General features: G+C 61.8%; 25 protein-coding genes. 15 read left to right on the top strand and 10 right to left on the bottom strand.

Annotated elements, in window-relative coordinates:
• The first annotated feature begins 47 nt into the window (after positions 1 to 47).
• Positions 48 to 863, top strand: a complete 816-nt coding sequence (locus U5918_RS06495; RefSeq protein ID WP_336000343.1) for a lipoate--protein ligase family protein — start codon at positions 48 to 50, stop codon at positions 861 to 863.
• On the opposite strand, the gene U5918_RS06490 is transcribed toward U5918_RS06495, so the two are convergent.
• Complete coding sequence (locus tag U5918_RS06490; protein ID WP_336000342.1) at positions 860 to 1,393, bottom strand: redoxin domain-containing protein; 534 nt, start codon at positions 1,391 to 1,393, stop codon at positions 860 to 862. The genes U5918_RS06495 and U5918_RS06490 overlap by 4 nt on opposite strands.
• A gap of 108 nt (positions 1,394 to 1,501) precedes the next feature.
• Complete coding sequence (locus U5918_RS06485) at positions 1,502 to 1,894, bottom strand: winged helix-turn-helix domain-containing protein (protein ID WP_336000341.1); 393 nt, start codon at positions 1,892 to 1,894, stop codon at positions 1,502 to 1,504.
• A 108-nt stretch (positions 1,895 to 2,002) separates the two neighbouring features.
• Between U5918_RS06485 and U5918_RS06480 the strand changes: the two genes are divergently transcribed.
• From U5918_RS06480 to U5918_RS06440, 9 genes are all read left to right on the top strand, one after another.
• Positions 2,003 to 2,671, top strand: coding sequence for a DUF7509 family protein (locus tag U5918_RS06480; protein WP_336000340.1), 669 nt, complete (start codon positions 2,003 to 2,005; stop codon positions 2,669 to 2,671).
• A 117-nt stretch (positions 2,672 to 2,788) separates the two neighbouring features.
• A complete protein-coding gene (locus tag U5918_RS06475; protein WP_336000339.1) occupies positions 2,789 to 3,016 on the top strand; it encodes a hypothetical protein in 228 nt (75 codons plus the stop codon).
• A 19-nt stretch (positions 3,017 to 3,035) separates the two neighbouring features.
• Positions 3,036 to 3,560, top strand: coding sequence for a metal-dependent hydrolase (locus U5918_RS06470; RefSeq protein WP_336000337.1), 525 nt, complete (start codon positions 3,036 to 3,038; stop codon positions 3,558 to 3,560).
• A 96-nt stretch (positions 3,561 to 3,656) separates the two neighbouring features.
• Entirely contained in the window at positions 3,657 to 4,793 is a 1,137-nt protein-coding gene (locus tag U5918_RS06465) for a glycosyltransferase family 4 protein (RefSeq protein WP_336000335.1), read from the top strand.
• Positions 4,793 to 6,112 (top strand): glycosyltransferase family 4 protein, encoded by a 1,320-nt coding sequence (locus U5918_RS06460; protein WP_336000334.1) that lies wholly within the window; start codon positions 4,793 to 4,795, stop codon positions 6,110 to 6,112. Before U5918_RS06465 ends, U5918_RS06460 begins: the two co-directional genes overlap by 1 nt.
• The gene (locus U5918_RS06455) at positions 6,109 to 7,416 is read left to right on the top strand and encodes a sulfatase (RefSeq protein WP_336000333.1); all 1,308 of its coding nucleotides are present in this window, start codon (positions 6,109 to 6,111) and stop codon (positions 7,414 to 7,416) included. Before U5918_RS06460 ends, U5918_RS06455 begins: the two co-directional genes overlap by 4 nt.
• Positions 7,413 to 8,633 carry a sulfatase gene (locus U5918_RS06450; RefSeq protein WP_336000331.1) on the top strand — a complete coding sequence of 407 codons (1,221 nt, stop codon included), beginning with the start codon at positions 7,413 to 7,415 and terminating at the stop codon, positions 8,631 to 8,633. The genes U5918_RS06455 and U5918_RS06450 overlap by 4 nt, the downstream gene beginning before the upstream one ends.
• Entirely contained in the window at positions 8,630 to 9,742 is a 1,113-nt protein-coding gene (locus U5918_RS06445; RefSeq protein WP_336000330.1) for a glycosyltransferase family 4 protein, read from the top strand. The genes U5918_RS06450 and U5918_RS06445 overlap by 4 nt, the downstream gene beginning before the upstream one ends.
• The gene (locus U5918_RS06440) at positions 9,739 to 12,105 is read left to right on the top strand and encodes a DUF2206 domain-containing protein (protein ID WP_336000329.1); all 2,367 of its coding nucleotides are present in this window, start codon (positions 9,739 to 9,741) and stop codon (positions 12,103 to 12,105) included. The genes U5918_RS06445 and U5918_RS06440 overlap by 4 nt, the downstream gene beginning before the upstream one ends.
• On the opposite strand, the gene U5918_RS06435 is transcribed toward U5918_RS06440, so the two are convergent.
• Positions 12,068 to 13,603, bottom strand: a complete 1,536-nt coding sequence (locus U5918_RS06435) for a flippase (RefSeq protein ID WP_336000327.1) — start codon at positions 13,601 to 13,603, stop codon at positions 12,068 to 12,070. The genes U5918_RS06440 and U5918_RS06435 overlap by 38 nt on opposite strands.
• A gap of 98 nt (positions 13,604 to 13,701) precedes the next feature.
• Positions 13,702 to 14,622, bottom strand: a complete 921-nt coding sequence (locus U5918_RS06430; protein ID WP_336000325.1) for a glycosyltransferase family 2 protein — start codon at positions 14,620 to 14,622, stop codon at positions 13,702 to 13,704.
• Positions 14,623 to 14,675: 53 nt separating this feature from the next.
• On the opposite strand from U5918_RS06430, the gene U5918_RS06425 reads away from it, so the two are divergent.
• The 5 genes from U5918_RS06425 (at position 14,676) to U5918_RS06405 (ending at position 19,994) form a co-directional block, all read left to right on the top strand.
• The gene (locus U5918_RS06425; protein WP_336000323.1) at positions 14,676 to 15,623 is read left to right on the top strand and encodes a polysaccharide pyruvyl transferase family protein; all 948 of its coding nucleotides are present in this window, start codon (positions 14,676 to 14,678) and stop codon (positions 15,621 to 15,623) included.
• A 274-nt stretch (positions 15,624 to 15,897) separates the two neighbouring features.
• Positions 15,898 to 16,722 carry a glycosyltransferase family 2 protein gene (locus tag U5918_RS06420; RefSeq protein ID WP_336000322.1) on the top strand — a complete coding sequence of 275 codons (825 nt, stop codon included), beginning with the start codon at positions 15,898 to 15,900 and terminating at the stop codon, positions 16,720 to 16,722.
• 193 nt (positions 16,723 to 16,915) lie between these two features.
• Positions 16,916 to 18,331, top strand: a complete 1,416-nt coding sequence (locus U5918_RS18570) for a sulfatase-like hydrolase/transferase (RefSeq protein WP_418771178.1) — start codon at positions 16,916 to 16,918, stop codon at positions 18,329 to 18,331.
• A 63-nt stretch (positions 18,332 to 18,394) separates the two neighbouring features.
• Complete coding sequence (locus U5918_RS06410; RefSeq protein WP_336000320.1) at positions 18,395 to 19,360, top strand: glycosyltransferase family 4 protein; 966 nt, start codon at positions 18,395 to 18,397, stop codon at positions 19,358 to 19,360.
• A gap of 139 nt (positions 19,361 to 19,499) precedes the next feature.
• Complete coding sequence (locus U5918_RS06405; RefSeq protein ID WP_336000318.1) at positions 19,500 to 19,994, top strand: hypothetical protein; 495 nt, start codon at positions 19,500 to 19,502, stop codon at positions 19,992 to 19,994.
• Positions 19,995 to 20,001: 7 nt separating this feature from the next.
• Here the strand turns inward: U5918_RS06405 and U5918_RS06400 are convergent, their stop codons facing one another.
• The 6 genes from U5918_RS06400 to asnB form a co-directional block, all read right to left on the bottom strand.
• On the bottom strand, positions 20,002 to 21,090 hold the full coding sequence (locus tag U5918_RS06400) for a nucleotidyltransferase domain-containing protein (protein WP_336000316.1): 1,089 nt from the start codon (positions 21,088 to 21,090) through the stop codon (positions 20,002 to 20,004).
• Positions 21,091 to 21,129: 39 nt separating this feature from the next.
• On the bottom strand, positions 21,130 to 21,576 hold the full coding sequence (locus U5918_RS06395; RefSeq protein WP_336000314.1) for a lasso peptide biosynthesis B2 protein: 447 nt from the start codon (positions 21,574 to 21,576) through the stop codon (positions 21,130 to 21,132).
• Complete coding sequence (locus U5918_RS06390; RefSeq protein ID WP_336000313.1) at positions 21,573 to 21,899, bottom strand: PqqD family peptide modification chaperone; 327 nt, start codon at positions 21,897 to 21,899, stop codon at positions 21,573 to 21,575. The genes U5918_RS06395 and U5918_RS06390 overlap by 4 nt, the downstream gene beginning before the upstream one ends.
• A 128-nt stretch (positions 21,900 to 22,027) precedes the next feature.
• Positions 22,028 to 22,954: an HPr kinase/phosphorylase gene (locus tag U5918_RS06385; RefSeq protein WP_336000312.1), complete on the bottom strand. Its 927-nt coding sequence runs from the start codon at positions 22,952 to 22,954 to the stop codon at positions 22,028 to 22,030.
• Positions 22,941 to 23,096 carry a lasso RiPP family leader peptide-containing protein gene (locus U5918_RS06380; RefSeq protein ID WP_336000311.1) on the bottom strand — a complete coding sequence of 52 codons (156 nt, stop codon included), beginning with the start codon at positions 23,094 to 23,096 and terminating at the stop codon, positions 22,941 to 22,943. The genes U5918_RS06385 and U5918_RS06380 overlap by 14 nt, the downstream gene beginning before the upstream one ends.
• 66 nt (positions 23,097 to 23,162) lie before the next feature.
• On the bottom strand, positions 23,163 to 25,037 hold the full coding sequence (gene asnB / locus U5918_RS06375) for an asparagine synthase (glutamine-hydrolyzing) (protein ID WP_336000310.1): 1,875 nt from the start codon (positions 25,035 to 25,037) through the stop codon (positions 23,163 to 23,165).
• Positions 25,038 to 25,115: the final 78 nt, after the last annotated feature.

The following is a 25,115-nucleotide window of genomic DNA, read 5'->3' as shown; positions in this document are numbered from 1 at the left end:
CCGGTCGACAGGAGAACCGATTTGACCGCCCGGCACCATGCGGTGATATGACCGACCTCGCCGACCGGGAGTGGCGGCTGATCCGCGAGGAGCCCTGGGATGGTCCGATGAACATGGCCCTCGACGAGATCGCCGCCGAGACCGCCGCCGCGGGCGGACCCCGGACGCTCAGAGTCTACCGCTGGGAGCCGAGCACCCTCTCGCTGGGATACAGCCAGGATCCCGATACCGTGGACTGGGAGTACTGCGACCGCGAAGGGGTCACCGTCACCCGCCGCCCGACGGGCGGGGGCGGCATCTACCACGATTCCGTCGGCGACGTCTCCTACTCCATCATCGCGCCGGCCGACGAGTTACCCGGTGATCTGCTGAAATCCTACGAACTGTGCTGTGAGCCCGTGCTGGACGCCTTCGAGCGCCTGGGCGTCCCGGCACAGTTCGCCGACGAGAAGCAGCCCGCCGTCTACCAGCCCGCCTGCTACCTCCGGGCGCTCCATCCGGCCCACGACGTCGTGTCGGCGACCGACGGGCGGAAACTCAGCGGGAACGCCCAGTACCGCCGCAAGGACAGTATCGTCCAGCACGGCTCGCTGACCTACGCCGCACGACCCGACCGTCACCTCGCCGTCTTCGCCGGCCTCGACGTGACTCCCGAGGCGTTCGCGGCGCGAGTCGGTGCCATCGACGAAGCGTGCGATTGTTCGCGCGCCGAAGCCGTGACCGCTCTCGAGGACGCGCTCGCCGAGTGGGCCGACGCCGAGGCGGGCGGCTGGACGGACGAGGAACTCGAACGGGCACGCGAGCGCGCGGCGGAGAAGTACGAGGCGACCGCCTGGAATCGCGAGGGGGTAGACCCGACCTAGGCCATCCCGAAGCTCTCGGGTTCGCCGCCGAGTTCTTCGACGATCGCCTCGTGCATCTCACGGACCGGCGGCGTGTCCCGGGTGGGATCGAGCCAGTGCTCGGAGAGCCACTTGTACCGGACGCGCTGGTCCTGATCGATCAGGAAACACGAGCGGCGCGCACGGCTGGTGATCTTGAACGCGCGATACCGGACGCCCAGCGCCTCGGCGATCTCCAGGTCCGGATCGGCGTAGAGGGGAAAGCCCAGATCCAGGTAGTCGATGAATCGTTTGTGGAGGGCGGGCCCGGACTTGCTGGCGCCGACGACCTGCACCTGCTCGCCCGAGGCGAACCAGTCGAAGTCGCGGAACGAACACCACTCGTCGACGCAGTCCGGGCTGAAGTCGGCCGTGTAGAAGTTGAGCAAGACCGGTTTGTCTTCGAGGAGTTCCGAGAGCGCGACCGTCCGCTCGGTCCCGTCCGGGTCGACCAGTTGCGCGGTGAAGTCCGGTACCGTGTCGCCGACGGCGAGCCCGGTCGAATCTGTCATTGCGGTCGATAGGGAAACGATCCGTAATATCCTTGGCATGGTTTCGGCGAGGAATACCCGATCGACCCGGAGGGGTGGGATCACCCACTCGAACTGAATGGCGCTCGGTCAGGAGTACGCGTCGTTGAACTCGCGTTCGCGGCGCATCAACTCCGCGACTCCATATTCGAGGATCCCACGCCCCATTCCAGTCGGTCGGTAGTACGTATAGAAACCGTGACTGTCGGCAGTCTGTCGCTGGCGCTTGTCGACGAGTCCGACGTCGACCAGTTCGTCGAGGTGATAGTGGAAATTGTGTGGTTCCACATCGACTGCGGATTTGAGTTCTGCAGCGCTCAACTCGTCGTTGACCTCGAGCGTACGGAGGATGTGAAAGCGCGTCGGGTGCCCGATCGCCTGTTGCATCGCGAGGTACTCCTCGAGCGTAAGACCACTCTCTTCGGGGAGCGGGGGCTCGGGCTGGCGAACCTCGTCTGTGGGTCGGCGATCGGTTTCGACCATCGGGTGGCTCTACGTGACAGTGTGCGCGCCACGTACTTAGGTATTCTCTCGTAGAATATTCCTTAGAACACCTGTCTTTATATGTGGCCCTCTCGACCGAACACTCGAATGCGCGATCGAATCATCGACAATATTCCGGAGGCCACTGGCGATTCGGACGCGCTCTCACCCGTTCGACGCGAACGGTTTCTCGTGTATCTGATGGGTCCGTATCGCACGTTCGATGTCGATGCCCTGCTTCCCGATGACGCCGATACCGAAACGGATGCGCCGTCGTTCGCGACGTGGAACGAATCCAGCGGCGAGTACGCGGAAGACGACGTCTTGCGGCTGCTTCAAGAAACACGTGACTGTCTTCGGGATCGAGGCTTCAACGCGTTTCTCGCGATCGACGTCGGCATTCCGCTGGAAGAGATGGACGCCGCAACACAGAGTATCGCCTTCGCGCGGGCGAGCAACGCGACGATTTTCATCGCCCCACAGGTTGGCGACAATCTCGGGGTCGGTATCGAAATCGGGAGTGTCCTCGAAGAGCTCCTTTCGACCGATGGAATGGCTGGTCCAGCAGCAGCTGCCACCCCTCCTGAGCAGTCCAAACGCATGATGGTGGTGACCGAACCATCGGTACGGAGTGCCATGCTTGGATCGGTTTCCACTCGCTGGGATACGAGTATCCGGACGTTCACCGATGCGTCCGACTGTTGTCGGCTCTGCGCGCAATTCTGCACCCACATTCAGAACGCGGAACTCTACGGCTCACTCGACCGTCTAGATTGAACCTTAGCCTTCGAGGATGAATTGGTCGATTCGCTGGCGGCGGCTGGACCGGTCAGAAATCGGTCGAGAAGGTAACGATTATGTGAGTAGCATATCATATCTCGGATAGAGACCGTCATGAGTCAACAGCAGGTGCGGGACGTGGAACTCCCGGAACGGATCGTCGAACGCGTCGAGCAGCGCCTCCCGCGGACGGAGTTCGACTCCACTGGCGAGTACGTCACCTTCGTGATGGAAGAGGTCCTCTACCGGGTCGAACAGGAGACCGAGGACGAGGACTTCGAGGAGGTCGACGAGGACGAGGTCAAGGACCGCCTGAAGTCGCTGGGCTATCTCGACAAGTAGTCCGAACGGAGAGGGCACAGTGGACTTCCTGACGCACCTGACGCTGCCGCTGACGGTGGCCTACGTCATCCGACGTGACCTGTTCCCGTCGCCGCCGTACCTCCTTCTGGGCGGCTTCGGATTGCTGTCCGACTTCGACAAGTTCCTCGGGATGCCCGGCCTCCTGCACTCGGCCGTGTCGCTCGCCGGGATCTCGCTCGTCGTCGGCGGCGCCGAGCGACAGTTTCGCGGGGAGATGGAGTACTCGCTCCTGATCGTTTGCCTGATCTGGAGTCACCTGCTGCTGGACCTGGTGGACGGCGGGCCCGTGCCGCTCCTGTATCCGTTCGTCGAGTCCGGGATCGGGCTCCAGTATCCGGTCCGGACGGTGTTCGGCGAGGGCCTGCTGGGGTTGCGCTTTGAGGGGTCGCCGGTGTCGCTCCGGACGGCGACGCCCCGACCGGGACACAACACCTACGGGTTCGTCAAGGGCGGCGGCGTCGCGAGCGCGCTCGCCTTCCTCGCGGTGTATCTGGGACTCCGAAACCGGCCGCTATCGGATTGATCGGCCGGTCGCGCAATTCGAGACAGTTCCAAAACAGATATGACGTTATCGTAAGCTATCTAGAGGCGAACGAAAGGTGGGCACGCTGGTGGGGACATGAGAATCTGTTACGTGTACGACGCGATCTACCCGTGGGAGACGGGTGGCGTCCAGAAACGGGTGTGGGAGATCGCGAGACGCCTGGCCGACGACCACGACGTCCACTGGTACGGCCTCAAGTACTGGGACGGGCCGGCGACGACGGAGCGCGAGGGCGTGACGCTCCACGGCGTCGCAGAGCCGCCGGACCTGTACATGGACGACCGGCGATCGATCGGCGAGGCGCTCTCCTTCACCGCCGCACTGGCCGGTCCCCTGGCGGGCGCGGAGTTCGACGTCATCGACTGCCAGGAGTTCCCGTATTTCCCGGCCTTTGCGAGCAAACTCTCCTCCGTGCTGGGGGAGGCGGCGCTCTGTCTCACCTGGCACGAGGTCTGGGGCGACTACTGGTACGAGTACCTCGGGCGCAAGGGGCTGTTCGGGAAGGCCGTCGAACGCGCCGTCGCGACGCTCCCGGACGCCCATCTGGCCGTGTCCGACCGGACGAAGGCGGATCTGGCCGGCCTCGGCGTGGCCGACACGTACCACGTCCCGAACGGCATCGATCAGGCACAGATCGCGTCGGTGGCGCCGGCCGACCGCGACGTGGACGTGCTGTTCGCCGGACGGTTCATTCCGGAGAAGAACCCGGAACTGCTCGTCGAGGCGATCGACGACCTCCGGGACCGCTGGCCGGACGTGTCGTGTACGCTGGTCGGCGACGGCCCGCGACGCGAAGCCGTGGACGAGGAGATCGAGCGCCGTGCCCTCGAAGGAAACGTGTCGACGCTCGACTTCCGCGAGGACTACGAGGACGTCCTCGCGCTGATGCAGGCCGCGGAGGTGTTCGTCCTGCCCTCCCGGCGCGAAGGGTTCGGCATCACGGCACTGGAGGCGCTTGCCTGCGGGACGCCGGTGGTCACGATCGACCACCCGCAGAACGCGGCGACGGAACTCGTCGACGACGAGACCGGCGCCGTGACCGCCGAGACGCCCGCCGCACTGGCACAGGGTATCGAACGGGCCCGGTCGGTGGACGGCGACGCCTGCGTCGAACGCGCGTCGCGGTACGACTGGGACCGGATCGCGGCGCAGACGGAGGCGACGTACGCCGCCGTCGCCGATCAGACTGTGGATCGGGAGGTGACGCTCTGATGGAGATCGTTCACGTCTACGACGGACACGAGCGTGTTCACGACGGGCGCGGGTCAGTTCCGAACGTCCTCTGGAACGTCGCCCGCGAGACGGCTGCGGCCGGCCACGACGTGACGGTGCTGGAGCGCCAGTGGGACGGGCTCCCGGCCCGGGCGAGCCACGAGGGCGTGCGCTTCGAGCGGTTCGACCTCAGTACCGGCGCGGACGAGCCCTGGGAGCGAGTGCCCTACGAACTCGTGGAATCGCCGGTGGGGCTCGCGCGGCTCGTCGGCGACCGGACGAACTTCGCGCGAGCGGCGTTCTTCCGCCTGCGAGATCTCGACCCGGACGTGATCCACGTGCACCTGCCCTTCGCCGCCTCGGTGCTGGCGACGGTCGCGCCGTGGCTGCGCGATCGGCTGGTGTACACCGCCCACCTCGGCGAGTTGCGACTCGACGCGCTCACCGACGATCAGCAGGGGGCGGCGGCCGCCGACGGGGGGACCGTCGAAGTGGGCGAGGACGCAGCGAGCGGCGACGACGAGACAGGCGGACTCGACGCACCGGACGTGCTGTCGCTCGCCTCGCCGGACACCTTCCTGGCGAATCGGGTCGCGCACACGACGGTGCTGAACCCGGACGTCGCGGACGTGTTCGCCGATCGGGGCGTCCCGCGAGATCGGTTGACGGTCGTCCCCAACGGCGTCGACGTCGACCGGTTCGGGGACGTCCCGGCCGAACGGCAGCGCGAGGTTCGGAGGGCCTACGACCTCGACGACAGTCCGGTCGTCCTGTTCGTCGGTACCGTGATGCCCCGGAAGGGGGTCGACGACCTGGTGCGAGCGACGGAACGGCTGGTCGCCGAGCACGGGTACGAGGACCTGCAGGTCGTCGTCGCCGGGGAAGACGACCTCGACGGCGAGTACACCGCGGAGGTCCGGGAGCTGGCCGCCGAGGCTGGCGTCGCCGACGTCGTGCGGTTCGCCGGGTTCGTCCCCGGCGAGGACCTGCCGGCGCTGTACGCGCTGGCCGACGTCTTCGCCCTGCCCTCCCGCGAGGAAGGCTTCGGGATGACCGTCACGGAGGCGCTGGCCGCGGGGACGCCCACCGTTGCGACCGATGTCGGCGGGATTCCGCGACTGGTCGACGAGGGCGAGCAGGGTTCTCTCGTTTCGCCGAACGATCCCGACGGCCTGGCCGCGGGGATCGACCGGGTACTCTCGGTCGAGGGTGACGAGCGATCGCGGATGGCCGACCGGGCGCGCGAGCGTGCCGCCGAATACTCCTGGCGGGGCGTCGCCCGGCAGTTCTGTACGATCTACGAGGAGGTTGCACGATGAGCGAGGACCAACGAAACATCGTTTTGATCACGTACGACAGTTTGCGGGCCGATCACTGCGGCCACTGGGGGTACGAACGCGACACGACGCCGACGCTGGACCGGATGGCCGAGGACGGCGTGGTGTTCGAGAACGCTGTCGCCTCGGGGGTCCCGACCATCGCGTCGATGACCAGCGTGATGACCGGCGAACACTCCCTGGCCAGTCCGGAGATCGGCTTCAATACGGAGCAGCGCGAGCAGGTGACCTCGCGACCGACGATCGCCGAGGTCCTCTCCGACGCCGGCTACACGACCGGCGCGCTCTCCCCGAATCCGCCAGCGTCGTCCTATTTCGGATTCGACGACGGGTTCGACTGGTTCGAGGACTTCCTGGCCGAGGACGAGGGAGTCTTCGAGCGGGCGATGAACCGGATCTTCGAGAGTTCCATCGAGGGCGGCGGGCTCTCGACGTACGTGCGGCTGTTCAAGAACGTCGCGACGAGAGACGAGATCCTGCGGCCGTGGGAGGACTTCTACGAGGAGATCCAGGCGTGGCGCGAGCGCGCCGAGGAGCCGTACTTCCTGTGGGTGCTCCTGCTGGAGCCCCACCACCCGTGGATGCCGCCCGCGGAGTACCAGCAGTGGAGTTCGCGGTCGGACAAGTACCGCGCCTTCCGCCAGTACTACGAGATGTTTACCGGTGGCTGGTCCCCGGACTTTGACCCCGAGATCCGCCAGCGGCTGATCGACCTCTACGACGACTCGATCCGGTACGGCGACGCGTTCCTCGAACGGATCCAGGAGGACTTCGCGGCCGACGATCCGGCCTTCCTCGTCCACGCCGACCACGGCGAGGAGTTCGGGACCCACGATCGCTACGGCCACCAGCCGGATCTGTACGAGGATCTGGTGCACGTCCCGCTCGTGATCGGGAACGTGGATCGGTCGGACCGCGTCGAACGACCGGTCGCGTTGCGTCAATTGGCGCCGACGATCGCCGAGCTGGGCGACGCGTCTCACTCGTTCACGGCGCCGTCGTTGTTCGAGGAGTCTGAGCGACCCTGGGTCACCTCCAAGGTGTTCGCCGAGGGCGACCGGCGCGTCGCGATCCGGACGCAGTCGGGGAAGTACATCACCGAACCCGGCCGGGAGGAACTGTACGATCTCGCGGCCGATCCCGAGGAACGTTCGGACCTGGCCGACGACGGGGCGGAAGGGACCGAGGCCTTCGGTCTAGCTGTCGAGCATCACGTCGCCAGCGAGCAAGAGCGACGTGCGATCCGCAATGGCATCGGCGAGGTTCTCGGAGGTGGGGATCTGTGAGCGACGACCGCGAGAACATCGTGCTGGTGACGGTCGACAGTCTGCGGGCTGACCACTGCGGGTTCCACGGCTACGGGGAGGATACGACGCCGACGCTCGATCGGATGGCCGAGGACGGGCTGGTGTTCGAGAACGCGATAGCACCGGGGCCGGCGACGCCCGAATCGATGCCGGTGATCTTCACGGGCCAGTGGCCTGTGGATCGGGACGTCGACGCGGACTCGGAACTGACCGCCCGGCGCGAACGGATCAAGGCTCACATGGAAGCCCGGGAGACGCTTCCAGAGCGGATGCAACGGCTCGGCTACGAGACGGCCGCGTTCACGCCGAACCCGTTCACGTCGCGGCATTTCGGGTTCGACCAGGGGTTCGACCACTTCCAGGACTTCATGGACGAGTCGAATCGCGGCTCGGTGTACCAGAAGGTGTTCCAGGGGTTCCTCGATGAGAGCGGACTGTCGTCGATGGCGCGGGTGTTCATGAACTTCTGGCAGCGCGAGGAGGTGTTCAAGCCCTGGGAGTCCTACTACGACGAGATGCTGGAGTGGGTCGAGGGGACGGACGAGCCGTACTTCCTCTGGGTGTTCCTCATGGACGCCCATAATCCGTACCTCGCGGGCGACGAGTACCGGACCCAGGCGAAGTGGAAGGAGTTCCACGCCAACTTCGAGTTCTGGCGCCAGAGCCACGAGACGCCGTTCGAGGATCCGGTTCACGAGCGGCTGGTGACGGCGTACGACGACTCGATCCGGTATTCAGATGCCTTTCTGGAACGGTTGCGCGGGGACGTCGGAGACGATACGGTGATCGCCGTCCACGGCGACCACGGTGAGGCCTTCGGCGAGCACGGGACGTACGGCCACGAACCGTATCTCTACGAGGAGAACGTTCACGTGCCGCTGGTGGTCGACGGTGTCGGTGAGGAGACCGTCTCCGATCCGATATCGCTGGCAAATCTTGGCGAGCTACTATCGATTTCGAGCCGTTCTGACTCACCAACAGACCTCGCTTCAGCGTTCGAAGTGAGCCACACCAGGGACGGACAGACGGTGGCAGTCCACACGGCGGATGGGTCTCTGCAGCAGTCGGTCTCCGGGAGCGCGGAGTCTGCCCCGGGTGGCGACTCGCCCGTCCTTGCTCGCCATCAGCTGAACCGCCGAGAACGGGACGCTATCGTCTCGGCTGTCGACGACGTTGGCAGGGGCGAAGGCGTATGAGTGACTCCATCGTGATCGCTCACGGTGGTGATCTGAGTCACCAGAGCGGTGGCACGAACCGGGTATCTGCGTTCGCTTCGGGTCTGGCGGCGAAGGGTCACGACGTGACGCTGGTCGCACCCGAGCCGGACGGGACGCTGCCGGACCGATTGGAAGCCTTGGACACCTCCTTCGTCTCGGTGCCGAACTCCGGTGTCGTCGACCAGCCGATCCGTGCCGCTGCTATCGCTCGCAGGGCCAGGTCCCAGGCGAACGACTCCGGTGGGACCGTTCAATTCGAACATTCGACGCTCGGTGGTGTCGGTCAGTTCTTCGGAGAACGGGAGTACGTTCTCGACATGCACGATCTCGCCTTCGCGTCGCCACTGTATGGTGATCTCCCGCTCGGGTCGGCTGTTCAGCGAGTCATTCGGGGAATCGAGGGGAGAGCCGTTCGCTCGGCCAGTGCGATCGTCGTCGTATCGGAGAACATGAGGCGGCTCGTCCGTGAGGAGTGGGACCTGCCCGCCGAGAAGATCAGGGTGATTCCGAACGGGTACTTCGCCGATACCGTCCGCCCCTACCGGGCCGACGAAACGGTCTCCGGGCGTGTGACGTTTCTCGGCACGCTTCACCCCAAACTGGATACCACGGCGATTTACGAGATCGCCGCGCTCCCCGAGGTGGAGGAGATGGTCGTCATCGGCAGCGGCGCCAAGGAAGAAGAACTCCGTGACGGCAAAGAAGAGCGAGGGCTCGACGCGTTACGAATCGAAGGCCATCTCCCCGACGACGAGGCGTTTCGACTCCTCTCCCGGTCCGCCGTCGCGATCAACCCCCAGCACCGGTCGTCGTTACAACGGGCGTCCTCTCCGGTGAAGATCTACTACTACGCAGCGCTCGGACTGCCGATGGTTCTGTCGGCGGGACCGAGCGTGGCAGCGAAACTCGACGACGAGGGGGCAGCGAAGACCGTTCAATCGGACGGATCGTTCGTCACGGCGGTCCAGAACGTCCTTTCGGACGAAACGCAGCGATCCGAGATGCGAGCCACAGCCGAGCGGCTGGCGGACGAATTTTCCTGGTCTCACCGTGTGGCGTCCCTCTCCGAGGTGTACGAGTCCGTATGAGCGAGATCACAGCGCTCGACGATGGGCTGCCGTCGATAGCGTCCGCGCTCCCGGTTCGACTCGATGCGGACAGTCTGGTAGTCCGGTTTACCGGGACGAATCTTCTGTTGGTGACAGTCGCATTCGTCGGTCTGATCAACGGGATTTCCGTCGTCGAAACCTACGTCTGGAGCGTTCCGCTCCTTCGGGAACTCCTCGGTATCGTGTTTCTCACGTTCGTTCCAGGACTGATCGTCCTGGTCGTTCTCGGATATCCCGATGAATCGGTCGCGACTACAGCGTGCTTTGCGTTCGGCCTCAGTCTAATCTCGATCATGCTCGTCGGCGCTGTGGCGAGCATCGTCCTTCCTGAAGTCGGAATTGCTCGCGTCATCGAACTCCCTGTCCTGTCCCTGAGCTACATCGGATTCGCTGCTCTCGGTGCAGCGGTATCCGACGGCGATATCACACTGGTCCTGGAGCGAGACCAATTTGTGAGCCCGGTCACGCTCGGGCTGTTGCTGCTGCCGTTCCTGAGCGTTCTGGGATCGGTCTATTACCACCAGACCGGCACCAACTCGATACTGCTGGCTCTCGTGCTCGTGATCGCCCTCCTTCCGGTGTGTATCGTCGCCTTCAGCGACGAGAGCTGGTACTTCCCGCTGGTCATCTGGTGTGTCTCGCTCGCCCTCCTGTACCACGGCCGTGTCATTCAGTTCTATACCTTTACGCAGCCGCTGCCACAGATCACGATGGAGCAGGGGCGCTGGATTCCTAACTACGGCGCGGGCGTCGGTTCGTTGCTCGCTAACGGTGTCCTCTTCCCCTCGTATGCGGTCGTGACTGGGCTGCCGATCGAAGTCGAGTGGAATCTCGTGAACCCGCTTCTCGTGTCGTTTCTGCCCGTCACGCTCTACGAGATGTTCCGACGGTACTTTTCTCCGAGAGCCGCTCTCCTCTCGGTCTTCATCTTCGTCTCGTCGTACTCGTTTTACGTCCTGTATCCGACTGCCGGCCGGGCTGCAACGCCCGTCATTTTCCTCGCGTTACTTGGGCTGGCGTTTAGCACCGACCGACTGTCGCCACGGACGCAGCACGTTTCGCTGCTCGCTTTCGGATTCGGTATCGCGGTCTCACACTACGGAACGGCGTACGTCGTCATGTTCGCGCTCGTCGTCGGTGCCGTCGCGTTCAAGACGCTACAGTTGCTGTTCCGGTTTGGCATTTCGACCACCATCTCCGAGCAAGTCAGGCGAGTAGCGCCGGCGGAGTGGTTCGGAACGTCCGAAGCCGACCTCGATCTGGAGACGCCGTCGATCCTCCGGCCATCATTCATTGGATTCTACGCCGCACTGGCTATCAGCTGGTACCTGTACACGGCGAAGGGTGCCAAGTTCGCCACGCTCCCCCGGAAGGTACTCGACGCCATGTACGGCGTGCTGTACACGCAGGTAACCGGCAGTGCAGCGACGAGCTTCCAGCAGTCCTATCAGGCACAGGCGATCACGATCTCGAAGTACCTCTACGTCGTTTTCGGCCTGCTGATGGCGATCGGCATCGCGGCCACGGCGATCAGGCTCGTCGTCTTCCGGGACCAGCGCGTCGATCCCGGATTCCTCGCGGTCGGTACCGGTTTCTTCAGTATGTTCATCGGATCGCTGCTGCCCTCCGGGAACGCCTTCGCCGTCGCCAGAGTGATGATGATCATCTTCGTCTTCGCCGTCCCCTTCGCCGTCGTCGGCGTCCGGGAACTGGCTGGGGCTGGGCGGTGGTTCGGTCGGCGAATCGGTCGGTTATCGCGGTGGGTCCCGTGGCCGTCCGGTAGCGTGGCGATCCACGCCCTGGCAGTACTGTTGGCGGTCTTCCTGTTGCTCAACATTGGATTCGTCTCCGAGACCGTCACCCACGACGTGGCGCCGAGTAACAGTCTCAGTGAGCACAGATTGGAACAGAGCGAGAACCCTCCGCTTCGCCTCCGGACGACCAAGTGCGTCCCATGTAACATTCAGTCTCACGCCTGGGTTGGAAATAAAATTCCTCCAGGTGAAGCGACTTACGCTGATATAACCGTCGAGAACCAACTCGACTTCTATCGTGGTTCTATCACGGCTGCCGCTCCGAACGGTACCTTCGGGTACGTACCGATTCAGATGAACCAAACAGACGTTCCGTCGAACAGCTATCTGGTACTGCAGCCACGGAACACGGATCTGGGTGGGTTCCCGATCGGCTACAAGTTCAACTTCTATCGGAAGAATATGAGTGAGTTCACCGACGGCAACCAAATCTACACCAGCGGGTACAACCATATCTACCACAAACCGTCGTTCAATCGGACGAACGCTTCTACCCGACCAACCGAAACGCCCGCCGGACGAACGTGAGCTCGTAGCCCGTTCGGTCCTCGACCCGCGTCAGTAACTGCTCGTCTTCCGGTTCTGGGGCGAGTGTTGCAACGATCGGGACGTAAGCGATACCGACGATAACGACAACGAAGTACGTCGGTAGGTTAGCTGCCTGTACGAGAGCGTAGCCGAGCACTGCTACAGCACAGACCGCTCCCACTGGGCCGAGGATAGCTTTCGTAAGCGGGTGCACTTCGTACTCTCTGTATAGAATACCAACACCCACCACGTCGCCAAGTATCGCACTTACCATCATTCCGATCGCCGCACCCTCAATTCCGATGATCGGAATTAGTGAGTAGTTGACAATCACGTTGACTACAGTCTGGAAGAACACCAGATACGAGACAAATCGGTTCTCACCCAGTGCGATCAATGCCTGCGTGTTCAGACCCATAACGATAGCAACTACTTTTCCGATCAGGAGAATCCGGAGCGCCGTCACTCCGGGGACGTATCTCTCCCCGAACAACAGGCCGATGACCAGTTCGGGGGCGAAAAACAGAACGACTGCACCCGGTAGAATGAGAACGACCATCCACTTCGTGAGCACCTGATAGGTTCGCCGCATTTCGGCCGTCTGGCCGTTCTTCTGCAACCGAGTCAACATCGGCGGCAGCAGGAACCCAGCCGTAGATAGCAGTGCAGTCACCAGATTTCCGATCTGCAGCGCGATGTTGTAGATCCCGAGATCGGACGACGCCAGAAAGTAGCCTACCATGTAGATGTCGACGTTCGTGTTCAGAAAGCCCATCCCCTGAACTGCTAAAAGTGGAATGGAAAACGTAAGCAGTGATTTGTGCATGGGGACCGGCGTAGTGTCGAACGTTGGAAGACTACGGTGTAGGAGAAGAAGTGCCAGTATGGCTGCCAGAACCAAGGCAGTGGTCTGACCCGCTATTGCGCCGGCAGCCCCAAACCCCCCAATCAAGAGACCAGAGATAGCGAGGAACCGAACAATTGGCTGGAACAGCTGTTTTACGTATGTATGTGGTCGGGCATTCCTCGCACCTTGGGCTAACGAAACGGCGACCCAGCTGAGTGCATTAAATGGGATTATTACTGCTGCAATACGGAACAGGACCGTTAGCGACGGTTCATTGAAAATCCTTTGAGCAATAAATGGTGCTAACACGAATACGAGACAACCGACTGCAACTCCCGAGATCCCTGCGATAAAAAGACTTGAACGGACGACACCGAGCGCTTCCGCTGGCTCACCTTCGTGGTGCGGATACTTTCTCGTGACTCCACTATCCAATCCGAGTTTAGCCACTAATCCAGCGACACTGATCACGGAAAGTGTAAGGACGACCTGTCCATATGCCCCTTCAGCCAGCAGACGTGCCATCGCGACCTGTGTGAGAAATCCAAGGCCTAGAGCGACGACTTTTCCCGCTGAGACGAGTAAGCCACCCGAAAATACTGTGGAAAGAGAATCAGTGACTGATTGCTCTTCTTCGGACGCCTCAGACATTAATCGGAATTCGACATTCCTGCAGCAATATATTGTCGGTATTAACTATATTATGTGTGGGACTCACACGGTTCGACATCAATCAGATAAAATATACTTCATGCTATCTTCCCTCGGTGGTTGTCAGACTGGAAAGACATGTATACTCTTCGAGCAAAATCCCGAAGCGGTCGCCCACCGATACTAGCAAGAGCAAACCCGCCTGTTTCAAGAGTTGGATAGTAATAGAACGCTCGCCAGGCATCGAAAATCGCAGACTTCGACCATTTTTCGTCGTTGAGTTCCGATTGGGCAGCCAGTAGATTAGTATAGCCGAGTGCTTTGCGTTTCGTCTCTGGATACTCTTCGTACAAGGATTCGTAAGACTCGATGGTCGATAATCGGTTTTTCACGGTTCTTGAGGCTGAGCCAAGACCTTCATCTCCCCCGCCGCGTTTTATTACAACATCGGCAATGAAGTCAAAATCGGCCACTTTTGCCAGTTCGATCATCATTCCATGATCGTCGCTGGGAAGGGACTCTAGCAGCGGCATTTCCTCGAAACACGACCGTTCGACGAGAAGGGTAGAGGGAATACAGGGTGCCATTTGGAACGAAAGTGCATATCGAAGAACATCTCCCTTGATAGCAGTATCCGGGAGAACCTGATGTCCATTCTCCCATTCGATTCCACCGTAGACTACGCCACAGTCTTTCGACTTCGAGAGATCGATCTGAGACTCAATCGCATCTTCTATCAACATATCATCGTCGTCGAGTAATCGAATATAATCCCCCATTGCGGCTTCGATTCCAATATCTCGACAGCCTGCGAGACCTGGATCATCTGTTGGACAATAATAGTCCGCACCGTATTGCTCTGCTATGGATCGACCGTTTTGATCATCTTCTGATCCATCGACGACAATAATTTCGATCTCAGATTGAGGAAGTGTCTGTTGGTGGACGCTCTCGAGTGCATCTTCGAGGGCGTCGTTCCGGTAATAGGTTGGAACTATTACGGAGGCCGTCGGTGTCACATGAGACATTATAGATGGTAGGTTTTTTAGCCTGACTGATTAGATAAACGAATATGCGAAGCGGGACCCGTTTAGAGGAAGAACTTCGCGAACGGGCCGATCAGTCTTTTTTATTAATTCCTCCTGGTGGTAACTACGGTGACGTCCTGATATACCGTGGTTTCGAGAAACTGGCTAAGGAAGTCGGTATAAACTACAGTGACCTTAGGACATCAGCCATCGATATGAACTTTCTCCGAGAGAACCTGCGCGGAGTACCGTTCGATGCCTCGATGGCGGAACCGTCCATGTTTGCGCACGACCTACTAACCAGAGCTCTCTACTTCTACCACCGTTATTTCGCTAACCCCGATATTGTATATATTCATGGTGGAGGGCATTTCAACGACATTTGGGGAATTGGGGCTGATGCTCTTAGAATCGCTGACGAGTACTTCGATAGCCGAATCATGATCGGGCCCGCGAGCTGCAACTTCGCGGACACGGACCCCATCTGCCTATTCCAATCGATAGAAAGTGAGGTTACGTTCTTCTGTAGGGAGATGTATAGCAACGAAATTATGGCCGACATCGCAGAGGATGTTGACAATCTTGAAATTTGCACGGCCAATGACACCGCACTACACCTCACCCCAGAAGACTTCGATATCCGTCATACAGGATCTGAGTACACTTTGGTTGCTCTTCGGACCGATAAAGAGTCAGCGCTTACATCGCAAACAATTGATTTTGGAACCGGAAAATGGCCCGTGGTGGAGGAAGACGTGAGCATCGAGGCATCGACTATACGGGAATTTGTCTCTCGAATTGCGAATGCTAACGAAATCTACACAGATCGCCTCCATGTGGCCCTGACTGCCTCGATATTTGACGTCCCCACGACGCTCTATGGAAATTCCTATCATAAAAACAAGGGTGTGTATGAGTTCAGTCTTTCAGACCATCCGAAAATAAACTTCGCCAATATTGGAGATGGAGTGTGCCAAGTTCAGAGCGCTTAGAAAACGGAGTCGCCCGACAAGGGAACATCATGACGGGAATCGCAGGCGACGAATGCGGGTTTGAAGTCAGCTTGACGATGGCTTCATTTCAACCGTTGATTCCAGATCATAGGTACTTAGGAGACGAAAGAGCATATTAATCGAGTCTGATTCAGAATTCAGTTAGCTTACCGGACAAGTCGTTCTCTGCCGAGACAAAACCTGACCTCTCAAACCCTATCCCGATATCCAATGACTTAATATTTGACAGCTAAAATCTAAATTTAGGGCAAGTATGGATGTGACTGCGTGTACCACTGTCGTAAGTCGGTGGGAAAAACTTGATAACTGCTTGCAAGCTTTGTTTTCTGGAAACCAACAACCTGATGAAGTGATTGTGCTTGATAACAGTAATACTCCAGGAGCAAATCCGGTTCTTGAGAAGCATGATGTTTCTGTTATTGAGGTTGAGGAAAAAATCGGTCCTTCAGAGGCACGTAAACGCCTGTCCGATAGCGTAGAAACCCCTCTAACGCTATTTATTGATGCCGACGTTTCAGCGAATTCACAGGCTTTGGAACGCCTTCACTCGAGACTCACGAATACTGAATACTCTGTAGCTGCAGGAATTTGGAGCGACTACAATAAATTCTACCGTCGCGTTGGAAATAGTCTCCATTTCGACCCCGTAGAAAGGAACGTAATCAAAAAACCGATCTCCTACGGTGACGTCCAAGACTTCGAAACGGTTGAGGTAGAGTTCTCGACCCCGCAAGTCATGCTTGAGACGCAGGTTCTGGATCAAGTGGGATTCGATCCAGAATACCGGTTTTACTTCGAGTGGTGGGACTTCTTCATGCAACTACGCGAGATAGAAGAGCCGATATTGACCGTCTTAGATGCGGAGTTTATCCATGAACCTGGTGGGTACAAAGGTAATGAAAGTACTCGCCATGATAATTATGATCCGAAAATTGACCAGCAGTATTTTGAAGAAAAGTGGGGATATACACCAAAAACTTTAGATATTGAGGACGGAACATATAGTAAATCACAACTCAAACGGCGGGCAAGTCACTACTTGAAGCTTTTAGATGTCGCACAGAAGCGTAAACTGTGAAACAATTATCGCACGTCGAATCTATATGTTGTCATATTCATCAATAAACATTTGCTGAATAAGTGACGCGTTTCAACATTGAGGAAAGACACCTATCGTGATTGCTGAGGCAATTCGTTTGTGAACACTTGGTTAGCCAATCTTAGCTCAATCTCTCAAAGGACAGTGTTGGGACACATTCAGCACCTGAACTATGGATTTAAAATTATATCTTGGGTCGGCTACAACTACTCTGTTAATGAGAGTGGGACTCGTCGTTCTCGATACGCTACGCCTCGGTACATTCCGCGACGAGATGGCGCAGATCTCTGAGTACGCCGATCATAGGTTCTCGAATTTCTATTCGAGTTCACGGTGGACTGTCCCAGCTCACGCCTCACTATTTACAGGTCTCTATCCGACGGAAGTCGGCAGCCACGCCGGAAATCGCCACTACACGAGCAACTCCGAGACGTTGGCTGAACGATTCGACGCAGACGACTACGAGACGGTAGCCCTGAGCAACAACGTTCACATCGATTCGTTCTTCGGCTTCGACCGTGGATTCGAGACCTTGCATAGGGGACCCAACCTCGAAGGCCGCCCCGACGAAGAGACTGGCGAGTTCGACTGGGACGAACTGTTCTCGACGATCGGCGACGGTCCCTTCCGCTATCTCCGTGCTCTGCGACGGATCGTCAGCAGTGACGCTCCTACTGTACCAACACTCCGCACTGGTCTCGAATTTCTCCGCTCGGGCACCGCAATGGATCATACCGGAGGCATCGACTGGGCACACGATGCAGCCGAAAACCACCTGACTGACCCGCCGGAAGACCTCTTCTTCTTCGCGAACCTGATGCCGGTCCACTTCCCGTACGAACCGCCGGAGGAGTACTCCCCGGTCGAACCGCTCGACGAACAACCGTTCCATCTTTCGCTGCGAGACGAGCCTGTAACCGACGAAGAACACCGGCGTCACTGGGAGAACTACACTGGTGCTGCACGCTACCTGGACGACGAACTTCCGAAACTCATCGACGGCGTCGACTGGGACTGTCTGTTCATTATCTCGGACCACGGCGAACTGTTCGGTGAACACGACGGGCTCCGCGGACACGAGTACGGTATCCACGAAGAACTGGTTCACGTCCCCGCCGTTGCACTGGGGAGCGAAGTCCCAGAAGGGACGACCGACGAACTCACGAGCATCCTCGACGTTCATCGGACCCTGCTGGAGATTGCGGGGATCGACGTACCGGAACACGCTCGCGGATACAACCTCTTCGAGGACGAGATTCCGGACGATCGGGCGGTCTATGCCGAGAGTACTGGCGTCGGGCAGTATTCGCCGGACGCGAAGGGGGTTCTCGCCAACATCCCAGCCGAATGGGATCAGGAGCACTACATGCTCAGAACCGACGACGCGATGTTGATCGTGGACGGTGACGGTACCCGAGTGATCGACCCGGAAAGTGGCGACGAACGACCGGAACGCGAAGACGAACTCCTCGATCGCGTCGAACGAATCCGTGCCGACCGACGTGATTTCAGCGGCGAATCGACCGACGATGACGAGGACGTCCCCGAGGATATTCAGGACCGACTGGAGCACCTCGGATACAAGTGATCTCGATCGTACTCCTCGCCCAAATCACAACGCCTTAGAAACGGTCAGATGAACGAACAGTCGATGGCGGACTCACTGAAGGTCCACTTCTTCACGCTCACCGATACCGAGGGGTCCGAGCACATCTACATGGGGGAGCTACAACCGGCACTCGCGGAGCGAAACGTCGTCCCCGTCGACGATTGGCGCGACGCCGACGTCGTTCACCTCTTCGAGGTCAACTTTCTCACTGCGGATACGCTTCGCAACTTTCAGTTTCCGAAACTCCTCCGAATCATCCGATCGGACACATCGCTCGTCATCTCCACTGACGACCTCTACTTCTGCGACGACCCCGATCTCACCGTTCGACCGCGACTCTACCCGCTGAACCACCACCTCCAGCGACTGCTCTTCGAACGAGCCGACGCACTGATAGCGATCTCCGAGAGTGTCCGCGGCCGACTCGAACGCCACGTCGACTCGACGCCGATCCACGTCGTCCGTCATGGCGTCGACGACGCGTACCGCAACGACGACACACCGAGCGGGGACCCGTTCGTCCTCCACGTCAGTCTGGCCGCACCACGGAAGAACCCGGAGGCGGTCGCCGAGGTGGCGGAGCGACTGGACCACCGGATGGTGATCGCGGGAAGCGGCTGGGACGAACGCATCCCCGAAACGGCGACCAACGTCGAAACCCCTGGATTCGTCCCGGAAGACGAACTGATACGGCTCTACGAGGACGCGGCCGTGTTCTACTTCCCGACCCGGCACGAGGGGTTCGGGCTCCCGGTACTCGAAGCGATGGCTGCCAACACGGCCGTCGTCACCTCCGACGTCTACTCTGTCCCCGAGGTTACCGGTGAACACGCGGTACTTCGGAATCCCCACGCCATCGACGCTCATGTGGAGGCGATCGAACGACTGCTCGAAACCGACGCCGAACGTCGTGAACTGGCCCAGCAGGCCCACGAACGCGCCGAGCAGTTCACCTGGGCCAAAGCGGCCAGGGAGACCGAATCCGTCTATCGCGACGTGCGCGTGTAACCCTCAAATCCGATCTCACAACCGCGAATCCAGTCCAAAATCAATACTGAGCCGAGCTCGGGATCGGTCAATTTAATCGAGTACAGACATATCGAACTCGCAACGGCTCCGGGGAGCAACCGCGGAGCGCACCGAACCGATGGACGTCTCCGAACACCGCACGCTCGCGTTGATCGCGCTGCTGGTCGTGGGGGGAATCGCCGCCTCGCTCGGATACGTCGCGCTCGCGGAGAATCCCATCGAACCCGAAACCGACGTGACCATCGAGGATGCGCCGGCCACCTACGACCTGAACGAGCCGGGTCGCGTCTCGATGGTCACGATCCGCCACGTCGACGGCGACTCGATCCCGCTCTCCGAACTCCAGATCGTCCTCGGGAGCCGCGGGAACGGGATCGTCCTGCAAGAGTCGAGCAACTGGACCGATACCCAGTCCGGCGTCACCGTCCGCGCGTTCGCCGGCGACCGGCCACTCCCCAACGCGTCGGTCAGCCAGTTCGACGGCGAGCGTGAACTGGTCGTCGCCAAGACAGACGGAACGCTCTCGCTCCGCGGGCCGGCCAACGTCACGGTCCGGCTCAGGCACCTGCCGTCGGACGCGACGCTCCGGCGCGAGGTCGTCACGATGGAATAGCCCTGCCCTACGGACTGCCCGACAGGACCCGACGGAGCGTCCGAACCGCGAGTCGAACCGGCCGGACGACAGCGTACAGGGGCGTCAGCGGTGTCGGCAGGTCGAGGAACTCCCGGTCGGCGACCGTCGGCGCGAACGCGAGCGAGCCGAGGAAGCGCGCGCTGTCACCGGCGCTATCCAGCGCCTGCAGCTGATAGCGGATCCGGTCGCCCCACTCGGGCGGCTCTGGGTCCGGGTCGAGCACGCGATCCAGCGAGGCATCCGCGAGGCGGTCCGCGACCGGCTGCTCGACGTCGAAAGTGCGCGCCGGCGGCCCTGAAGCGCCGAGACACGCCTCGGCGAGCGCGACCGCCGATGCGACCATCCTGCGGCTCCTGCTCGCCCGTGCCCGATCTGCGACCGTTGCCCACGACACGCCCTCGGCCAGCGCCGCGACGTCACAGATCCAGGAGAGTCGATACCAGCAGTGTTTGGTGCCGTGGATCGCCAGCACGACGAACAGGTCGGCCGGCGCGAGGCCGGGGAGCGTCGTTCCGGCGACGTCCACGTCGACGTGACGAGCCCAGAGATCCTCGAACGGGAGGTCGCCGGGGAAGTAGCGCGGGATCGGCGTGGCGTGGAGGTCGACGTGATATCCCTCCGGCGGCGCGAACGCGACCTCTCGGAGGCCGTCGAGGCGCTCCGCAACGCGGTATCTCCGGGACGCGAGCACGTCCTGGGCGGCGTCGAAATCCTCGGGCGCGACGAGGAGGTCGATGTCGTCGAACGCTCGCCGGCCAACCTCTCCATAGGCTCTCGCGGCGAGCACGGGCCCCTTGTAGACGAGCGCCTCGATGCCGCGGTCCGCGAACGCGTCGACGACGGTGCGCGCCTGGGCGACGGCCTGGAGGTTCGACTGCGCCGTCCGGCGTCGTTCGTCCGCGACGGCAGCGACGTCGCCCGCCGAGGAGTCGGCCAGGACCGACGACACGAGTGGCTCGACGCCGTGAGCGCGCGCGACCGAAAGCGTTCGCCGGGCGAACTCATCGTCGAGGTCGGGCGGGGACCCGCGGCTGGTCCCGAGCGCCTGCCGACAGCACTCCCGAACGACTGACATCGGATCCGGTGACTCTGCTGTGTCCACGACTGGTCCCTCCTACTCGAATTCGTAGTCCGCGGCGTCGACGTCGGCCAGGGTTCCCAGGGGCTCGTACTGTTCGAGCCGGTAGTCGTCGCCGACGACGACCCATCCATCGCTCTCGACCCAGCTGTGGGCCTGAAATCCCTCGTCCGGCCTGGCGACGCCGAGTCGGACGGTCGCGTCCCGACCGGCCGCCTCGAGGAGCGCCGCGGCGACGAGAGATTTGGCGAGACAACTCCGCTGCCCCGGCATCGCGCCGTCGGCCCGACGGACCGCACCCCGGACGACCGGTCCGTCCACGGAACCGGATGTCACCAGGACGACGACGCGTGCCATTCGTCGGAGGTGTGTCCGGACCCGCGTTGCCGAAATCCACCGCAGGCCGGCCGAGGCGACGATCAGCAAGAGCCCCGTGGGGACCGCGAGCCGTCGCGCTCGTCTGGCGTGACCCGACGCCGTCACGTCTCCGTCCCGTCCGATTCGACGAGTTCGAGCAGCTGTGCCTCCCGGAGGTCCGTCAGGAACGCCTGGACGTCCTCGCGACACGCGGCGGCCGAGACGTCGAACTCCGCCCGGATCGTCTCCTCGACGTCCGCGACGCGCCGTGGTTCCTGAACGGCCTCCCAGATCCGGGTGCCGACGGCGTTGAGCCCGTAGTACTCGCCGGTCTCGGTCTGGAGGAGTACCTCCTCGCCGTCGACGGTCGTGTGCAGACACGCGTCGGTCGCCTGGACGACCGCATCGGCTGGAAGCGTCCGTTCACGGTCGCCATCACGGCCGTCCATGCGTCGTACTGTCACTATCTCACAAAAGAGGTACTGGTCAGCTCAGCGTCTATAATCCGGACTGCGGGGCCGAGCCCGTCGACCATCGTGAAGACGCGGGGCCGAGAACGCCGTCGAACCTTCAGCAATCAGTCGCTCTCGAGATCGGATTCGACGGCCGAGACGACGTCTGGCAGGTCGTCGAGGTCCCGCCCGCTCTGGAGCCGCCGCATCCGACAGGCGTCCGCGACGTCGGCGCACTGGAGGAACTGTGCCGTCTCGAAGTCCGCCTCGCGCAGGAACGCCGAATCCGACGCGAAGAACGACTGGCGTCGCAGTTCGATCGCCGCCTCCCGACCGGTGACCGGTTCGACGCCGACTGGCGCTCCTGGTTCGAGCAGGTAGATCCGGTCGACTGGCAGGGGCTCGCTCCCGACTTCGCCGCCGACCCGGTACCATCGTTTCCCGAGAGCGGGTCCGCTCCCGTCGTCGAGGACGGGATCGATATCCGCGACGGCGCAGAGCGGGTTGTCGGCACTGAACTTGACGAGCGGCGGCCCGGGCTGCAACGTCGGGTCGGCGTCCGCGGCGATCGGCGCGACGTCGTCGGTGACGAACGAGCCGCCGTCCCGGGACAGCGCCACCGCGAGCGCCGTGGTCGATTTGCCGGCCCCGCTCGGCCCCGCGAAGAGGACGGCGCGACCGTCGACGGCGACGGCGCTCGCGTGGAGACAGAGGGACCCGCGCAGGACGAGGACCATCCCGATCACGCGCCCGAGCAGGTACTGACGGAAGAGCTGGTCCGGCTCCCGGATCGGATCGGCGACGACGGTGGTCTCGTCGACGAAGAACGTCCCCACGTCGTAGTTCAGGTAGACCCCACCGTCGGCGACCCGATACGAGGCCGTCTCCGACGCCGGGAACGCGAGAGAATCCCGCTCGATCCGTACGGTCGGCTCCGCCCGGATATCGGTCCGTGGCAGTTCCGGGAGTGGAATCGAAGACTCCAGCGTCAGGCCGAACGCACGATACGTCTCGTCGTCCATCGACTGTGGGACGGTCTTACCGTCCGCCACCGAGGCCGTCGCCCCTGCTCGCCCCGCGCCCACGCCCGCGACCGCGTCCGCGACCCTTCCCCTTGCTCCCCTCGGTGATCTCCTCGAGAGAGCCGAACGAAACCAGTTCCGGGGGTTCGTATTCGTCGTTTGCGTCTGTCACGTTGGTTCGTTTTTATTTCTCGCGCATAATCGTTCTGCTTTCCCGGCAACAGTTGCGTCGCCACCGTCAGGTGTTCCGGCGCCGCCGTAACCACGATCCCAGCAGTGCGGGTCGCCAGACCGCCCTGCGGGCGTTCAGGTCACGGCCGTCGAGGAAGGCGTCCACGTTCGTCCCGAACGCCGCGCGGTCGACGTATCGCCACGTCTCTACTTCCTCTTCCTCCCCAGCGAGACTCCGGAGTCGCTCGGCGTCGTGTGTCCGAAGTCCCTCGAGGAAACACGGGCGCAGGTCGGCCTTGTCCTCGCGCCAGCGGACGTCCGATGGCAGGTACTCGCCCAGCGCCCGGCGGAGGACGAATCGCTCCCACCCCCGCCGGAACTTCTGGTCCGCGGGCAGCGCCAGACAGAACTCCACGAGCCGCCGATCCAGGAACGGGAACCGCGGCTCGATGCCGAACGCGATCCCGGCCTTGTTGGCGGCGACCAGATCCCGAGACAGCAGCCCCTGTGTCACCAGCCAGCGGTGGTCGTCCCGGACAGTCTTTGGCGGTGGTTCCTCCCGTCGTTGCAGTCGCTTGCGGATTCCGATCCGATCTGTGAAGTCGGTATTGAGGACCGACGTCCGATCCGCCAGCGGATCGGACTCTCCACGGACGAGTCGCCGGGCTCGCCACAGCGGCTCCGGTACCAGCGGGGCAACGACCTCGTTCAGGAGCACCGTCCTCACGGACTCTCCCCGCCTGTCGGCGGTCGCGGGTATCTCCGCTGCGAGTCGACGGAGCTGGCCACTGCGAGCCAGCCCGGCCAAATACGCGACGCCCCGACCCAGCGTCTCGTCGCCGCCGTATCCGTCGAGCATGACTCGGACGTCCATGTCGGCGGCTGTCCCGTACATCCCCCAGTGCAGGAAGAGGCTGTTCGCGAAGAAGGGTGTCTCCTGGGCGGTCAGGACACGGTCGACGTCCCGGAAAGGGTGGAGGTCCGCCGCCGCGACGAACCGGCCGTCGAAGTCACCGGTCTCGAGGACAGACTCGGCGTACGCGGTCTCGTCGACGCCCGGGATGCCCTCGAAGGAAAGTGAAACCGTCGGGAACGGGCCGGTCTCGGCGGGCGTGAACCGCTGGGCCACGGTGGCGATGGCGGAGGAATCGAGCCCGCCGCTCAGCGTCGACCCGACCCGTCCCTCAGGCGGGCGACGCAACCGACACTGGACGGCCCGCTCGAACAGCTGTTTGAACGCCGCGGCGTAGGCCTCGTCCGACTCCATGCTGATCTCCACGGTCGGGTCGAGGCTCCAGTACTGCCACGTGCGCACCTCGTCGTCGGTCGCGACCAGCGCGTGCCCCGGTGGCAGGCGCGTCACGTCCTCGAAGAACGTCCGCTCCGTGTCGGCCGGGTCTCCGACCAGGAAGTCGCCTACCGCGATCTCGTCGAGAGCCGTCGAGACGAACGGGAGTCGCCGGAGCGCTCGTATCTCGGAGGCGACGGCGACCCGTCCGTCCCCGGTTGCCACGTAGCACGGCCGGATTCCGGCGTGGTCCCGCGCACAGAACAGCCGTCGTCTGCTTTCGTCCCAGATCGCGAACGCGTAGGCGCCCACGACGTGCTCCGGACACGCCGTCCCCCACTTCCGGTAGGCGGCCAGCAGGTACTCGGCGTCGGTCGTCACGCCGGCGTCGAGATCGAGCAATTCCTCGAGTTCGCGGCGATTGTCGACTCGGCCGTCCGCGACGACGACGCAGTCGTCCCTCCGGAGCGGCTGATCGGGCCTCCCGGCCGTCGGCGTCGTGTAGTGGTGCAGATGGCCCAGCCCACATGGACCGTCGACCCACTGGTCGCTCCCGTCGGGGCCGCGATGGGAGAGCGCCTCGACCATCGAGTCGACGGCAACGGAGTCGACCCCCTGCCCGGATCGATCGACGAGCGCGACGATACCGCCCATTGACAAAGGGTTCGGAATGCAAGCTATTTGAAAATACCTTCCGCCCGACGAACGGACGCTGTGCTATCGTCGCCTCGA

It is taken from the genome of Halorientalis sp. LT38 (assembly GCF_037031225.1).
Classification (GTDB): domain Archaea; phylum Halobacteriota; class Halobacteria; order Halobacteriales; family Haloarculaceae; genus Halorientalis; species Halorientalis halophila.
The sequence above is the reverse complement of the archived record's forward strand: the minus strand, read 5'-3'. Positions and strand labels throughout refer to the sequence as shown.

Excerpts from the sequence above, each read along its gene's own strand:
- U5918_RS06495 (WP_336000343.1), top strand. The coding sequence starts at position 48 with ATGACCGACCTCGCCGACCGGGAGTGGCGGCTGATCCGCGAGGAGCCC.
- U5918_RS06490 (WP_336000342.1), bottom strand. The coding sequence starts at position 1,393 with ATGACAGATTCGACCGGGCTCGCCGTCGGCGACACGGTACCGGACTTC.
- U5918_RS06485 (WP_336000341.1), bottom strand. The coding sequence starts at position 1,894 with ATGGTCGAAACCGATCGCCGACCCACAGACGAGGTTCGCCAGCCCGAG.
- U5918_RS06480 (WP_336000340.1), top strand. The coding sequence starts at position 2,003 with ATGCGCGATCGAATCATCGACAATATTCCGGAGGCCACTGGCGATTCG.
- U5918_RS06475 (WP_336000339.1), top strand. The coding sequence starts at position 2,789 with ATGAGTCAACAGCAGGTGCGGGACGTGGAACTCCCGGAACGGATCGTC.
- U5918_RS06465 (WP_336000335.1), top strand. The coding sequence starts at position 3,657 with ATGAGAATCTGTTACGTGTACGACGCGATCTACCCGTGGGAGACGGGT.
- U5918_RS06460 (WP_336000334.1), top strand. The coding sequence starts at position 4,793 with ATGGAGATCGTTCACGTCTACGACGGACACGAGCGTGTTCACGACGGG.
- U5918_RS06455 (WP_336000333.1), top strand. The coding sequence starts at position 6,109 with ATGAGCGAGGACCAACGAAACATCGTTTTGATCACGTACGACAGTTTG.
- U5918_RS06445 (WP_336000330.1), top strand. The coding sequence starts at position 8,630 with ATGAGTGACTCCATCGTGATCGCTCACGGTGGTGATCTGAGTCACCAG.
- U5918_RS06440 (WP_336000329.1), top strand. The coding sequence starts at position 9,739 with ATGAGCGAGATCACAGCGCTCGACGATGGGCTGCCGTCGATAGCGTCC.
- U5918_RS06435 (WP_336000327.1), bottom strand. The coding sequence starts at position 13,603 with ATGTCTGAGGCGTCCGAAGAAGAGCAATCAGTCACTGATTCTCTTTCC.
- U5918_RS06425 (WP_336000323.1), top strand. The coding sequence starts at position 14,676 with ATGCGAAGCGGGACCCGTTTAGAGGAAGAACTTCGCGAACGGGCCGAT.
- U5918_RS06420 (WP_336000322.1), top strand. The coding sequence starts at position 15,898 with ATGGATGTGACTGCGTGTACCACTGTCGTAAGTCGGTGGGAAAAACTT.
- U5918_RS18570 (WP_418771178.1), top strand. The coding sequence starts at position 16,916 with ATGGATTTAAAATTATATCTTGGGTCGGCTACAACTACTCTGTTAATG.
- U5918_RS06410 (WP_336000320.1), top strand. The coding sequence starts at position 18,395 with ATGGCGGACTCACTGAAGGTCCACTTCTTCACGCTCACCGATACCGAG.
- U5918_RS06405 (WP_336000318.1), top strand. The coding sequence starts at position 19,500 with ATGGACGTCTCCGAACACCGCACGCTCGCGTTGATCGCGCTGCTGGTC.
- U5918_RS06400 (WP_336000316.1), bottom strand. The coding sequence starts at position 21,090 with ATGTCAGTCGTTCGGGAGTGCTGTCGGCAGGCGCTCGGGACCAGCCGC.
- U5918_RS06390 (WP_336000313.1), bottom strand. The coding sequence starts at position 21,899 with ATGGACGGCCGTGATGGCGACCGTGAACGGACGCTTCCAGCCGATGCG.
- asnB (WP_336000310.1), bottom strand. The coding sequence starts at position 25,037 with ATGGGCGGTATCGTCGCGCTCGTCGATCGATCCGGGCAGGGGGTCGAC.